The sequence below is a fragment of the Flavobacterium piscis genome, from assembly GCF_001686925.1.
Lineage (GTDB): Bacteria > Bacteroidota > Bacteroidia > Flavobacteriales > Flavobacteriaceae > Flavobacterium > Flavobacterium piscis.
On sequence record NZ_LVEN01000012.1, the window covers coordinates 71110 to 87126 of the forward strand.

Genomic DNA, 16017 nt, shown 5'->3' on the forward strand with positions numbered 1-16017 from the left:
TAATTTCATAGAATTAATGTAGTAAATGTTTTTATCTTTGCCTTTTTTACTCTTTTTATTTGTAATAATTTTCAAATAGAAAATGATAAAAAAGCTGAATTTGCCGAAATAAAGCGTGCATTTCGGCCTTAAAAACTATTAATTTATATATTTGTTTCTATGAAGATCGATAATTATGATAATAATGCCACATTAATTGAGTCTCTTAGTAAAGGAGATGAAGGCGCATATAACTATCTTATCGATACTTATCATCATCAACTTTGTGTATATGCCAATAGTCTGGTAAAAAATATTTACAGCGCCGAGGATATCGTGCAAAATGTTTTTATTAAAGTTTGGGAACAGCGCACGAGATTAAAACCAGATCATGCTTTAAAAAGTTTTCTTTACAAATTAGTTTATAACGAATTCATTGATTTGTATCGAAAAAATCAATCTCTGTTTTCATTAGAAAAATCATATTACGATGCTTTAAATTCAGTTATTCAGGAAGAAGATTCCGAGTCATTTCAGCGTGTTTTGAATGTGGTTAACAGAGAAATTCAAAACTTGCCGCCAAAATGCAAAGAGGTTTTTATATTAAGCAAAAAAGAAGGTTTAACCAATATAGAAATTGCCGAACATCTTGATGTTTCTATAAAAACGGTCGAAGCCCAGATTACAAAAGCATTCTCGATTCTGCGATCTTCATTAGAAGAAAAAATAAAAAGTGTTTTGTTTTTATTATTTGGAAAAAGAAAAAAACTAAAATTAAACTAAAAAAGGATACTCTAACGAACATCCTTTCTTTGTTATTTATACTTTTAATTAGTGGCGTATTTTTTAAACAAATAGAAACATAGATTTTTTAACTTAAAAAGGCGTTTCACTATGTATTAATTCACATAGCGATGTGCAGAAAACATCTTTATTCTTTGCTCTTTATTCTTTGCTCTTTATTCTTTCCTCTATTCTCTTTGTTCTTTCATCTAAAACTCTAAAACCGGCTTTTTCATATCATGATACAAAAGAACTTTCCAGTTTTGTTCTCTAGCTTCCTGATCCCATTTTTTTCGGGATTCCATGGCACGTTTACCATCATAATCTGTTTTGTAGGCTACGTGCATTTTTAGATACGCTTCTTGTGGCAAATCATCAGCTCCGTAAAAGGTGATCTCGTTATTTTCCTTAATCCAGAAAACCTGGTGAAATGGCGAATGTCCTCCGGAAACTTCATAGAAAATCTCATTTGTTATTTGCCCTTTGTCATCCTCCAGAAACTCAACATTAGGAAACGTTTTAAATTGATGGAGTAAATTAAGATTATAAGAAGGATGTTGTTGTGTTAAAGCAAAATCAAGTTCTCTTTCCTGCATATAAATTGTTGCATTTGGAAAATTCTGAATAAAGTTTTCTCCTTCAAAAAAACCAATTCCCTCGATATGATCTTTATGAAAATGCGAAATCAGGATTTTTGTAATTTGTTCCGGCGCTATATCATGACTTTGCAGCAAATGATGAATAAAAGGTTTTCCGTTTTTGTTAATTTCTAAACCTAAATCTAATAGTATATAATCATTTTGCGTAATAATCAAAAAAGGCTGAATGGCCATTTTAAGTCCCGAATCTAAAGGAAATTCATTGATGAGTTTGAATTCTTTCTCACTGTTAACAACATAATTTCCTTCCTGCAGTGGTATTATTTTCATTTTAGTTTTTCATTATTTTTACAAAGGTCTAAAGAATTTCTATATTTGTAAAACGTTATTTTTCGATAGCATCAATCGATAAAACCGATTTGAAACATGGAACTCAGACAACTTAAATATTTCCTTAAAGCCAAAGAATTACTCAATTTTACCGAGGCTGCAAATGCTTTAAACATTAGCCAAAGTACTTTATCGCAACAGATTAAACAGCTTGAAGATGAATTGCAAATCCCACTTTTTAACCGAATAGGAAAACGAATTAAACTAACGGAAGCAGGAGAATTATTTTCTATTTATGCCTTGCAAAGTACCAACAAAGCTACAGAAGGTTTACAATTACTGCAGGATTTGAACAATCTTGATACCGGTAAAATTGCAATTGGTGTTACGTATGCACTGCGCGATATATTGACTCAAAGCGTAATTGAATTTGCAAATCAATATCCTGAAATAGAATTTAAAATTGTTTTTGGAACTTCTAAGGAATTGTTAGAAAAACTCAATCATTTTGAACTGGACGTTATTCTGACTTTCGAAGAAATTATCACCGAAAATCATTTTAATTACCAGATCCTTTTTACATCGCCTATGACTCTGGTAACTTCGACAGATTCTAATTTAAAAAATAAAAAATCGATTTCATTAAAAGAAATAAGCAAATTATCTCTTGCTCTTCCTTCAAAAGGATACAGCACGACACAATTTATTAGTGAAGCTTTTGATAAAAATAATTTGCATCCAAAAGTTACTATCGAAATAAATGATATCCCAACCTTATTAGAGCTTGTGAAAAGTGGAAATTGGTATACTATTCTTACCCAAACCACCATTAAAAATGAAAAAGGAATTTCGTGTATTCCCATAGAAGGAAAAAACATGACGAGAAACGCCATGATTATTTCGATAAAAGAAGTATATGAAAAGAAAGCGGTAAAGGTGTTTTTAGCTATTTTGAAGTCGCTAGTTTAAAAATTCTTTTTAAATCAAGAATTTCAAAAATCATTTTTATCTCCAAAACCATTAGTTACATATTTTCGTATATTTTATAAAATAAAGCTCTTAAAGCTTGTAAAATAGAAGCTTTAAAAGAATTTCGTACTCAAAATAGTACGTTTCGTTGATTTATAAAATGACTGATGTATTTTTACAAAATAAACAAAATTTGTAGTAAATAATTAGCAAAATAACATTTCGACTAAATATTTTTAGTGCTAATAGCGCATATATTCAAAAAAGTAATAATATTGTCCAAGTTAACAAATTATTATCTCAATGTCTCTAAATTCTAATTCTGACCAAAGCAAACTCCTTTACGAGTTATCGCAAGGGAATGAACTGGCGTTTACAAAACTGTATAATGAATACAAAAATATTGTTTTTTCTACTGCTTTAAAAATAACAAAATCCAGAATGTTAGCCGAAGAAGTGGTTCAGGATGTCTTTTTGAAAATCTGGCAAAACCACGAAAATCTGGGTGAAATTACCAATATCGAAAACTATCTTTTTATTATTTCCCGCAATCATATTTTTGACATGATCAAGAAAATTGCGAGAGATACCTCTTTAGTTGTTGATTCGAATTACAAAAGTACATCGACAAATGATACTGAAGATGCTATAAAAGACGATCAATACAATATTATCTTAAATCAAATAGTTGATCAGCTTCCGCCACAGCAGCAAAAAATCTACAAAATGGCAAAATGGGATGGTTTAAGTCACCAAAAAATTGGTGAGGATTTGGGCATCTCTACAGAAACAGTAAAAAAACATATGGCTCAGGCGCTGAAATTTGTTCGCACAAAAATTTCGCCTTACATGAATATGTTCATGACATTGTTTTTATTTTTTAAAATGTAAACTTTCGGCCACAGCTAAAAAGGCTCTTTTATATTATTTTACATTTTTTTTACATTTTTTTCACTTTCGACTACTCCTTCCCTATTTTTCAATCGTCTTTATAATAAAGATCATTACTTAACATAGGTTTATCTTCTATTTTAACAAGATCCTTGCATTAAAACAAAAACAAAAAACAACCCAGGTTTACTATTATAAACGATTACTAACTCACAATCAAAACGCAAATGCAACAAAAAGTATTTGAAGAATTATTCGAAAACTACCTGCAGAATAATTTATCTGAGGCAGAACAACAAAAGCTGATGGAAATTATCCAGTCAGGCACGCATGATGATTTTATAAAAGAAAAGATTCAATCCATGATGAAGGAAAATCAGAATGTTGAAATTCTGGATAAACAAAAAAGTGATGATATCCTGAATTTTATTCTTTCTCAATCATCAGCTCCTAAAGTTATTTCGATTCATGATAATAAAAGATCTTATAGAAAAATTGGAAGAACGCTGGTTGCCATTGCCGCAGCGATTACCATTTTATTTGCATTAAGAACTGCTTTTGTTTATGAAAATGTACCTAATTCCATAAAAACAAAAGAAGAAAATATGGAGAAAGAGAGTTCGGTTTTGGCATTTAACGGAAAACAGCTTATTCGTTTACCAGACGGAAGTACGATTATCCTAAACGACAAAAGCAGTATCACGTACGACCAAAATGATTTTGACAAAGAAACCAGAGAAGTTACTTTATCCGGAGAAGCTTATTTTGATATTAAAAGAAATGAGAAAAAACCATTTATCGTGCATACAGGCAAAGTGAGTACAAAAGTTTTAGGAACTGCCTTTAATATCAATGCTTACGACACATCTGATAATATCGAAGTTACGGTCGAACGTGGTAAAGTACAAGTGGGAGATGTTAAAAAAACTTACGGTATCATCACGCCTAACCAGCAAATAAAGGTGAACAAAAACACTTTGGACTTCGAGCAAAATAATATTAAAATCGAAACTGCAATCGCCTGGAAAAGTAATTACCTGATTCTGGATGATATCAATATGGAAGAGGCTGTTGCGCTAATTTCTCAAAAATATAAAGTCTCGATTGTATTAGAAAATGAAAACATTAAAAAATGCAGAATTACTGCCAGTTTCTTAAACGAAGAAGATTTAGATCATGTCCTAAAAGTAGTCTGCAGTGTAATCGAAACCACATATCATTATAATCAAAATAACGCCATTGTCCTTGAAGGAAAAGGCTGTGAATAGCACCAATAACGGAGTATTAACCTTTTAAAAAACGATATAAAAACTAGCTAAAACCAAAATAAAAAAGCCATCTAGCTCCTACACCAGATGGCCGCGATTCTTAATAATTAATTCCAGTAACCATTAAAAAACATGCAAATTTATGAAATTACGCTGTAAAACAACCATGTTTGACAGGGAAAAGACATCTACGTCTTTTTTTAACCTGTCAAAAAAAACCATTATGATCATGCGAATCAGTTTATTCCACATTTTCTTACTGACCTGCGGCACGCACATGGTCTTTGCCAACGAAATGAGCGGTCAGAATCTGGAAGCGATATCTGTTGATATTGAACTTCATAATCAGGATATTAAAACCCTTTTTAAAACGATTGAAAATAAGACAGGATTACTATTTGCTTACCAGCCACAGATCATAAAAGATTTTCCTAAAGTGAGTACTCCAAAAGGACGCCGCAGTGTAAGCGATATTTTGAATAGTGTACTTCAGGGCAGCAATTTGGTCTACAAACAAGTAGATAAAAATGTAGTCATTTATAAAAAAGAAAAGTCTAAAACTGAAGCCGAAACAGAAACAAGTGTTGCTAAAAAAGAAAATTCAGATGATGCTGATTATATGCTGTCAGGAAAAATTCTTGATGAAAATGGTCAGCCGCTACCTGGTGTCACTATATCGCTTTTAGGCGGAAACAGACAAGGTGTTTCTGATTTCGACGGACAATTTTATGTTCAGCTTCCATCAGGAAAACATACACTGAGAATATCTTATTTAGGATATAAAACACAGGATATTACAGTTGAAAACCAAGTATCTGTTACGATCAAAATGCAGCCCGACTTGGCTAAATTAGATGAAATTGTAATAATTGGTTACGGTACCACAACCAAAAGAACTTCCACAGGATCCGTAGTGAAAATTACTGCTGAAGATATTGAGAAACAGCCGGTAACCAATATTTTGCAAACACTGCAAGGAAGAACTCCGGGGGTATTTGTAACCCAAACATCCGGTTATGCAGGATCTGACATGAATATCAGTATTCGTGGAAGAAATTTTATTGCCGGAAACAATTTACCCCTTTATATTGTTGATGGGGTTCCTTATATTGGAGATGACATTAAAGAACAGGTTCAGGACCAAAATGTTATTAGAGGTGCTCAAAAATCGACCAGTCCTCTTAATATCATCAACCCAAATGATATAGAAAGTATCGAGATCTTAAAAGATGCGGATGCTACGGCAATTTACGGTTCAAGGGGAGCGAATGGTGTTGTGTTAATCACGACCAAAAAAGGAAAATCGGGAAAAACAGAATTTACTGTAACTACCAATTCAGGAGTTTCTGAAGTAGCCCATATGGCAAAAACATTAGGCACGCCAGCGTATTTAAACATGCTGCAAACGGCATTAACCAATAATGGTGATGTTGCTGATGTTGATAGCAACGGTATCGCTATTACAGATTGGGACCCGAATACACAAACGAACTGGCAGAAAAAATTAATAGGCGGAACAGCGAATTTCAATAATTATTCTGCGTCATTAAGAGGTGGTAATGACACTACAAATTTTCTTTTAAGTGGTACTTATCACAAAGAAACTACTGTTGTACCGGGAGATTTTAGTTATGACAAATTTTCTACCAATTTTAATATCAATCACAGTACACTGGATAATAAATTAAAAGTAGGAGCTTCTGTAATTTTTGCAACAGACAACAATAAACTGCCCTTTTTTGATATCACAACTTATGCAGTAGGTACAGCTCCTAACCGTCCGTTGTACAATGCAGATGGCAGCTATTACTGGTCTCCTGATTATTTTAGCGATATTAATCCGCTTGCTGCTTTAGAGAAAAGAGTTGATGATAAAGGAACGAACTTAATTACAAGTTTAAGCCTTCAGTATGAGATTGCAAAAGGGTTTTCTTTTAAAACTGATCTTGGATACGGAAGAGCTCAAATGCAGACCAAACAATTTATGCCGGCATCTGCAAGTAATCATGTTTATGCCGAAGCCAATGGCATGGATATGAACTTTCAAAGATCGTATACTGTTTCGACAAACAATACCAATAATTTTACTGTAGAGCCTCAGCTGAATTATACAACTGAATTATGGAAAGGAAATCTTACCGCTCTTGTGGGAGGTTCATGGCAGAACAGAAAGTCCGAAATGCCTTCTTATGTTAGTTCAAGCGGATATAGTTCAGACAATTTAATTGGAAATCTTGGAACGGCAGAAAACATAACCGCTAATAACGGAAGCGCAGAATATAAATACATTTCTCTTTTCAGCAGACTTAACTATAATATTGATAACAAATACATTCTGAACATTAACTTTAGAAGAGATGGTTCATCGCGTTTTGGAGCTAATAATCGTTTTGGAAACTTTGGTTCTGTGGGTGCTGCATGGGTATTTACTCAGGAAAAATTCTTAAATAGCCTTAGCTGGCTGAGTTTTGGAAAACTGCGTTCGAGTTATGGAGAAATAGGAAGTGACGAAATTGGAGATTATCAATATGCTGAAACTTTTGACACTCGTAATTATGGTGACGGAAATGCTTCTATGGCGGCGGCCAGAATTGCAAATCCTAACATCAAATGGGGATTAACAAAGAAATTTGAAGCTGCTCTTGATTTAAGTTTCCTTAATGACCGTATCTCTTTTACTGCTGCTTATTATAAAAATACTTCAAGTAATCAATTGGTAAACTATACACTTAGTGCGCAGGCAGGTTTTACAACTTATACGGCAAACTTACCCGCAAAAGTTGAAAATCAAGGTTGGGAATTTACTCTTGCTACAACAAATATTCATACTAAAAACTTCAACTGGTCAACGTCCTTTAATATTTCGACCAATTCAAATAAGTTAGTATCATTTCCTGGTATAGAATTCACCAGCTATTACTCGCAATATGTTGTTGGAAACCCTTTAGGCGGCAGGTATTTGTATAATTATACCGGTGTAAATGCCAATGGAATTGCTCAGTTTGAAGATTTAAACGGAGACGGAAGAATTTCTACCGGATATGCTGAAACAGGTAGAGGTGACAGAAAATATGCAGGACCATCTTATCCTCAGTATTACGGGGGAATCTCGAATACAATAAGTTATAGAGCTTTTACACTTGACTTTTTGTTTCAATTCGTAAAACAAGATGGTACTACTTTACTGTCTTCTACTGGTGCTCAGCCGGGTTATCCTTATTCAACAGCGAATTTTCAGGTAGACGAGTACAATGATTATATCGCACAAGGAAATGTTTTAAGTTCAGGTTTTCAAAATAGTTTTTTCAATTATTTAGGATCAAATGCTTCTATTGTAGATGCATCTTATATCAAACTTAAAAATGTAAGCGCTTCTTACCAGATTCCTTTAGATGAGGCAACAAAGAAATATTTACAGAGTATTCGCCTTTCGGTTCAGGGACAAAACTTAGTAACATTTACTAAATACAAAGGCCTGGATCCTGAAACTCAGGGATTGGCTTTGCCACCATTACGTACCATTACTTTGGGAACTCAGTTTACATTTTAAATCTAAAAAATCATGAAAAATATTTCTATAAAATATACCTCTATATTTTCGTTTTTTCTTTTATTAGGAATTACAAGTTGTGATAATGCTCTTGATGTTGATCTTCCCAGCAATCAGCTATCATCAGAAAGTGTTTATGCTTCAGAGCCAACAGCTGAGGCTGCTGTAAACGGAATCTACCAAAGCATGGTTGCCGATTTTTTTTATAACAGAGTACATACTGTTTTAGGGGAAACCGCCGATGAATTAGTACCAAGAACAGGTATTGCCAATATTTACAGTTCGAATGAAATTCCGGAAACGGACGGAACTATAAATGCTAACTGGGGCGAATTATATAAAACTATTTATAATGCAAACAATGTAATCGAAGGGCTTACTAAAAGCACATCTATTAATGCCGTAAAAAGCAAACAATGGATTGCCGAAGCTAAATTTCTAAGAGCATATTCTTATTTTTACCTGACCAATCTTTGGGGCAATGTGCCGCTGGTACTTACTACAGATGTAGATGTATCGGCATTGTTACCGCAATCTTCACAAGAAACTGTTTATGCGCAAATTTTGCTGGACTTAACCGATGCTTCAAAAGATCTTCCTAAAGATTATAAAAATTATGATCAGGAAAGAATCAGAGCTACAAAATGGGCGGCAGAAGCTTTATTAGCAAGAGTAAATCTTTATTTAGAAAGATGGAACGAGGCGTCAAACCACGCATCTGCCGTAATTAATGAAACTGGCACTTATGGCTTAATTACCGGATTAACAGATACTAACAGTCCTTTTATTGCAGATAACAAAGAGTCTATTCTTCAAATACCGTATTTTAATGTTGATTATACTTATGAAGGATCCTCTGTATTTACAACCGGTGGTACTTTATTACTAAGAAAAGGCAATGCGCTTTTTGAAACCGGTGATGCCAGAAAAACAAACTGGACTATTGATATTACTGACAGATTAGGAGTGTTTTTAGGGATTGCTCCTCGTAAATATCAAAATGATTTTGGAGACTCTCCTTCTGAGCGCTCTACTCTGCTTCGATTAGCAGAACTTTATTTAATACGTGCCGAAGCCAGAGTAAAATCCAATGATATTACCGGAGCTCAGCAGGATATTAATGCAATTCGAAACAGAGCCTTACTAGACAATACTACAGTAACAAATCCAAACCAATTGTTAGACTTAATTGCTCTTGAGAGACAACGCGAATTCTTTGCAGAAAACGGACATCGCTGGCTGGATCTTAAAAGAACCGGAAAACTAGATGAAACACTCTCTGTTTTATCTGATAAAATCTGGAAAACTACGGATAACTTATATCCTATTCCGGAGCCGGCAATTCGATCTAATCCTTTCTTAAACCAAAATTCTGGATACTAATAAATAAAATAAACGCAAGAATGTTACTTCAAAAAAACATTCTTGCGATTTTTAAAAAACACTATGGAAACAACAATTGTAAGAGTTGAGGACTTGTCACATCAATACAGTAAGGATTGGGCAATACAAAATATTAGTTTTGAAATTAAAACAAATCGAATTTTAGGTCTTTTAGGATCAAATGGCGCCGGAAAATCGACTACAATGAATATTCTTTGCGGCGTTTTAAACCAAACCAAAGGAAACATTTTTATTGATGGAATTAATCTAAAAGAAAATCCTGTCGAAGCCAAAAAACTAATTGGTTTCCTGCCACAAACACCACCACTACATTTGGATTTAACGGTAAATGAATATTTGATTCATTGTGCAGAACTAAGACATGTAAAAAAAGAAGATTTAAAATATGCTTTAGAGAAAGCCAAAGAACAATGCGGTATTGCACATTTCAGCAACCGATTAATCCGAAACTTATCCGGAGGTTACAGACAACGTGTAGGTATTGCTCAGGCTATTATTCACGAACCTAAACTGGTCGTTTTAGATGAACCAACGAACGGACTGGACCCTAACCAAATATTGGAAGTTAGAAAATTAATCAAAAAAATATCAAAAGACAAAGCCGTTATTTTCTCCTCACACATTCTGTCTGAAGTTCAGGCAACCTGTCAGGACATCAGAATGATCGAAAACGGACACATGGTTTTTTCGGATACGCTTGATGCTTTTAATAATCATATCGAAGCAGACAAACTAACGGCAAGTTTTGAAAATCCGCCGGCTCTTGAAGCATTAACAGATATTCCTGAGATAACAGCTGCTGTTTTTCTGTCTCCAAAAAAAGTACAGATCACCTTTACCGGAACCCAGGAAGTTGCTGAAAAAATTATCGCGCTTAGCGTTTATAACAACTGGAAGTTGAGAGAAATTCAATTTGAAAAAGTATCTCTGGACGAAATTTTTGCTCAATTATCTAAAAAAGCGCCTTCTAAAAACGCTATTCTTTCTTAAAAAACAAACAAATGAAAACAATATACAGAATCGCTAAAACAGAACTCAACACGATGTTTTATTCGCCAGTTGCCTGGGTCGTTTTAGTCATATTTTCAATCCAGTCAAGCTGGAAATTCTTTGACTCTCTGGAAAGGTTTGAAAGATCTCAAAAAATGGGAGAAGGAATGAGTAACCTATCACAAATATTTTTTTCAGGGTTCAGTGGATTATATACTGAAATGCAAAATTACTTGTATTTATATGTTCCGCTTTTAACAATGGGTTTAGTAAGCCGCGAAATCAACAGTGGCTCTATCAAACTTTTACTTTCATCGCCTATTAAAATCAAAGAAATTGTATTAGGCAAATATTTGGCCATTGCCGCTTACTGTCTTTTGTTTGTTGCTATATTGGGACTACAAGTTACAATTGCGTATTTTTCTGTTGATAATTTAGATCTAAAATTTGCTGTTTCAGGCCTTATTGGTTTGTATTTACTTGTTTGTACCTATGCTGCAATTGGTCTTTTTATGTCTTGCCTGACCTCATATCAGGTTGTTGCAGCCATTAGTACATTGGTAGTTTTAGCCGGACTAAATTTTATTGGTAAATTATGGCAGGATGTCGAGTATGTAAAAGATATTACCTATTTTCTCTCGATTGCAGGTCGTGCCAATGAAATGCTTGAAGGTCTTATTATTAGTAAAGATGTATTGTATTTTATATTGGTAAGCAGTCTTTTTATTGGCTTAAGCATCTACAAATTACAAACCGGAAGAGATGCACAACCCGTTTCTAAAAGAGTTTTAAAATATGCATTACTAATAAGTGTTGTTTTGGTTCTGGGTTACATTACTTCAAGACCTCCATTGACATTGTATCACGATATGACCCGCAATAAAAACAGAACACTAACCAAAACGAGTTTAGACATTGTTAAAAAAATAGAAGGGCCTATCAAACTTACCACTTATGTAAACTTATTAGATATCAATTATTTTACGGTTATGCCGTACTCTCAAAACCAGGACATTTCGAGTTTTGAAAACTACACTCGTTTTTTGCCTCAAATGGAAATGGAATATGTGTATTATTACGACACATCAAACAATGAAGCCTTATATGCACAAAACCCAGGACTGAATGACAAACAGCTTGCGGATAAAATGATTGAAACTCAGAAATTAAAGTTTAAAAAATTATATTCTCCTGAAGAAATTAAAAAAATCATTGATCTGAAACCGGAACAAAACCGAGTAGTCAGAACAGTTGAATACAACGGAAAAAAGACGTTTTTACGAATGTATGACGACTTGTTTAAAGCTCCGTCTGAAAAAGAAATTTCGGCAGCTTTAAAACGATTGGTAGTTCCTGCACCTAAAATTGTAATCGCAACAGGAAACATGGAACGAAGCGTAGACAAAACTGGAGATAAAAATTACAAAACCGGATTTAATGAAATTTCATTTCGATATTCTTTAATCAATCAGGGATTTGATGTTTCGTCTGTAGATATTAATGCGCAGAATATTCCGGAACAAACTGGTATTTTAATTATTGCCGATCCAAAAACACAATTGAGTCAGGGTGCAATTGACCGTATTACCAAATATATCGACGAGGGAAAAAATGTAATGCTTTTGGCTGAACCTGATACCAATTCGGCTTTAGCTGCCATAACAGATAAATTAGGAGTAAGTTATACCAAACAAACGCTGGTTCAGGAAAGCGAAACCAACTCTCCGGATTATTTAGTAACCGATCTTCAAAAAAATACAGATCTTATTAAGTTTAGTGAAACCAAAAACGATAATCCAATTCCGCTTTTAGGAAGCAGCGGAATCACGATCACGAAGGAGGCTGGATTTAAAGTTACGCCACTTTTAAAAACCAATAATCAGCCTGCATGGGAATCTCAAATGGGAATTACTTCCGTTTCCGAAGAGTTGAAGAAACAGCCTTCTGTAACCGCTATTCCTCTGGTTGTTGCACTAACAAGAAACATTAACGGAAAATTTCAAAAAATAATTGTTGCCGGAGATGCTGATTTTATGGGTAATGCTGAGTTAAGCCGGGGTGGTTCAGGAACATTTCAGTTTATGACTGATATTTTTAGCTGGTTTAGCAATTACGAATTTCCAATCGATACCTCTCGTCCGGAAAATACAGATAAGAAAATAACAATAAATGCCAATCAGGTTTTCATCAATAAAATTGTATTTATTGGGTTATTTCCTTTATTGATCGTATTAAGCGCTGCTTTTATATTAATTAGAAGAAACAGAAGATAAAAATATCAAAATGAATACTAAAAAAAATATCATCATAGGCATTTTAGCGCTCTCTCTTCAGGGTGCGTTTGCTCAATTCAAAACCAATATTCCGCTGGATAAAAATGTGACAACCGGAAAATTAAAAAACGGATTAACGTATTATATCCTGCACAACGAAGAGCCAAAAGACAGAGCTAGTTTTTACTTTGTTCAAAACGTTGGTGCTATACTCGAAGACGACAACCAAAACGGATTGGCGCACTTTCTGGAACATATGGCTTTCAACGGAACGGAACATTTTAAAGGAAAAGGAATCATTAAAATGCTGGAAAAAAACGGAGTAAGTTTTGGTAAAGACATCAACGCCTATACCGCTCAGGATGAAACTGTTTACAATATTAGCGGTGTTCCGGTTTCGAACCAAAAACTCATCGATTCTACTCTTTGGGTTTTGCACGACTGGTCTGGCTCTCTTTCTTTAACAGATACTGAAATTGATGCAGAAAGAGGTGTAATCAGGGAAGAATGGAGAACCAGAAGAACAAGCGGTTTTCGTTTAAAAATGCAGACAGATCCCGTTTTATACGAAGGTTCAAAATACAGTAAAAGAGATGTTATTGGTGATTTAAATATCATCAATAACTTCAAATATCCTGAATTGCGCAATTACTATAAAAAATGGTACAGACCCGATTTACAGGCCGTAATTATTGTGGGAGATATTGATGTAAAAGCAATGGAGCAAAAAGTAAAAACCATATTTTCAGGTATACCTTTGGCTAAAAAAGTCGCTGCCAGAACCTACGCAGAGATTCCAAAACACGATGAATTGTATTTTGGAACAGCATCAGACAAAGAAGCTTCTTCTACTTCTATTACACTTCAGTATGTTCTTGATGAGCCTTTATTAAAAGACAGTATCGTGACGCGCAAAAATGTGATGAACTCTTTTTATACCAGTATTTTAAACAATCGTTTCAGAGAATTAATACTAAAAAACCAAGGTTCGGCATTAAACTTAAAAACTTATTTCGAACCGGTTTCGAGATTAAATACGTCCTTTAATATTTCGGCTTTAGCCAAAAAAGGAAAAACAATTCAGGCTTTTGAAGACGCGTATACTGAGGCAGAACGCTTAAAACGTTTTGGTGCCGCACAAGCCGAATTAGACCGGACAAAAAAGATTTTCATAAGTTCATACGATGATTTTATCAGTAATAAAGATAAAGTCGACAACGACAGCTGGGCAGATAAACTGACGAATTATTTCCTGAAAGCAAAACCATTTCTTTCTCCGGAAGATGATTATAAATTGACTGTTGGTATTATTAAAAGCATCACTTTGGAAGAATTGAACGCTTACGCGAAAACGATCCAGAAACCTACCAATCAAGTAGTTTTAGTGACAGGTTCTGATCAGGATAAAAATGATTTTCCAAACAAAGAAGCTGTTGTTAATGTGATGAAAAAGGTTGAAAGTATGACTTTAGAACCGTACACCAAAAAAGAAAACAATTCGCCTTTAATCGAAAAAGAATTAAAACCTGCAGCTATCAAAAAGACATTTGAAGTAGCCGGAATTAAGGATGCAAAAGGTTATATTTTGGAAAATGATGCAAAAATAATTGTACTTCCAACAACGTATTCAAAAGATCAGATCACCTTTTCTGCATTTTCAAAAGGCGGTAAATCTTTAGTCAAAACAGAAGATCTGGCTTCCGCCGAAATTGCAACGACATTGGCAAGATCTTCCGGTTTGGGCAATTTTGATAATATAGGTTTAAAAGAAAAACTAACCGGAAAAGTAGCGCAGGCTGCCCCTTTTATTGGCGAAAATACGCAGGGTTTTCAGGGAAGTTCCAACAAAGCCGATTTTGAAACCATGCTGCAATTGCTTTATCTTTCTTTTGAAGCGCCACGTTTTGATCCCAATATTTTTAGCATTCTGAAAGAGCAGTATAAAAACAATCTCGAAAATATTAAACAAGACAACGGAAACACTTTTAAGGATACTATTGAGCTGGCCAATTCTAATTACAACCCGCGTACCTTTATATTCAACGAAAAATTTCTTGAAACTATTGATCTTAAAAAAGCAGAAAATATTTATCATGACCGCATAAAAAACGCTGCCGATTTCACTTTTATTTTTGTTGGAAACATTCCGGATTCGGCCTTAGAACTGATTCAGAAATACATTGGAAACATTACATCAAATCCGGATTTAAAGGAAAATTATGTCGATCATAATATTGCACCTAAAAAAGGAAAAACCGAAGTTCATTTCACACGTCCGATGGAAGTTGCCAAAACAACCGTTTATTTAAACTTAACCGGAACGATAGAATACAGTAAAGAAAATGCTTTGTCAATGTATGTTATCGGCGAAATATTATCAAAACGATTCCTGCAGACGATTCGCGAAGAAGAAGGCGGCAGTTATGGCGTAAACGTTGGCGGAAATCTGGAAATAATCCCGAAACCAACTTTTAGTCTTGCCCTGACTTTTGACTGTAATCCTGATAAAGAAGAAAAATTAATGCAGATTGTATGGAAAGAATTAAACGACTTAAAATCAAATCCGGTCAATGCAAATGATTTGGAAGACATTAAAAAAGCACTTTTAAAAAACAGAGAAGAATCACTTAAAACCAATTCTTTCTGGAACAACACACTTTATAACAACAGTTTAAATCAGATTCCATTTTTACAGGATGAAGAATATAAAAATTTAATTTCTAAAATTAATCAAAAAACTATTCAGCAGTTTAGTAAGCACGTTTTGGATAGTTCTAGTAGTGTCGAAGTTATTATGAGCCCTGAAAGTAAATCAGGTAAGTAAAACTTTAGAATACATTTTTATTTTATTAGTCATTAAAGGTTGTCTTGCCAGGACAGCCTTTTTTGTTTATAAATGTTGCATGCAAAAATGAAAAAGCAGAAATAGTGCTTTAAAACAAAAAAACGCCTCATTGCTGAGACGTTCTTGAAATTTAATC

The 16017-nt window shown here is 34.0% G+C and carries 10 protein-coding genes; 9 read left to right on the plus strand and 1 reads right to left on the minus strand.

Annotated features, from left to right (window positions below):
* The first annotated feature begins 159 nt into the window (after positions 1–159).
* Positions 160–762, plus strand: coding sequence for an RNA polymerase sigma factor (locus FLP_RS07465; protein ID WP_065448897.1), 603 nt, complete (start codon positions 160–162; stop codon positions 760–762).
* 209 nt (positions 763–971) lie between these two features.
* On the opposite strand, the gene FLP_RS07470 is transcribed toward FLP_RS07465, so the two are convergent.
* Positions 972–1691, minus strand: coding sequence for an MBL fold metallo-hydrolase (locus tag FLP_RS07470; protein ID WP_065448898.1), 720 nt, complete (start codon positions 1689–1691; stop codon positions 972–974).
* A 96-nt stretch (positions 1692–1787) separates the two neighbouring features.
* Here FLP_RS07470 and FLP_RS07475 point away from each other — a divergent pair, with 96 nt between their 5' ends.
* From FLP_RS07475 to FLP_RS07510, 8 genes are all read left to right on the plus strand, one after another.
* The gene (locus FLP_RS07475) at positions 1788–2660 is read left to right on the plus strand and encodes a LysR substrate-binding domain-containing protein (RefSeq protein ID WP_065448899.1); all 873 of its coding nucleotides are present in this window, start codon (positions 1788–1790) and stop codon (positions 2658–2660) included.
* Between the two features lie 303 nt (positions 2661–2963).
* A complete protein-coding gene (locus FLP_RS07480) occupies positions 2964–3551 on the plus strand; it encodes an RNA polymerase sigma factor (RefSeq protein ID WP_065448900.1) in 588 nt (195 codons plus the stop codon).
* A gap of 227 nt (positions 3552–3778) precedes the next feature.
* A complete protein-coding gene (locus FLP_RS07485) occupies positions 3779–4819 on the plus strand; it encodes a FecR family protein (RefSeq protein ID WP_065448901.1) in 1041 nt (346 codons plus the stop codon).
* A gap of 229 nt (positions 4820–5048) precedes the next feature.
* A complete protein-coding gene (locus tag FLP_RS07490) occupies positions 5049–8369 on the plus strand; it encodes a TonB-dependent receptor (protein ID WP_165606654.1) in 3321 nt (1106 codons plus the stop codon).
* Between the two features lie 12 nt (positions 8370–8381).
* A complete protein-coding gene (locus FLP_RS07495) occupies positions 8382–9752 on the plus strand; it encodes a RagB/SusD family nutrient uptake outer membrane protein (protein WP_065448902.1) in 1371 nt (456 codons plus the stop codon).
* Between the two features lie 63 nt (positions 9753–9815).
* Positions 9816–10763 (plus strand): ABC transporter ATP-binding protein, encoded by a 948-nt coding sequence (locus FLP_RS07500; protein ID WP_065448903.1) that lies wholly within the window; start codon positions 9816–9818, stop codon positions 10761–10763.
* Between the two features lie 11 nt (positions 10764–10774).
* Positions 10775–13036 (plus strand): Gldg family protein, encoded by a 2262-nt coding sequence (locus FLP_RS07505; protein WP_065448904.1) that lies wholly within the window; start codon positions 10775–10777, stop codon positions 13034–13036.
* 10 nt (positions 13037–13046) lie between these two features.
* Entirely contained in the window at positions 13047–15860 is a 2814-nt protein-coding gene (locus tag FLP_RS07510; RefSeq protein WP_065448905.1) for a M16 family metallopeptidase, read from the plus strand.
* Positions 15861–16017 lie beyond the last annotated feature (157 nt).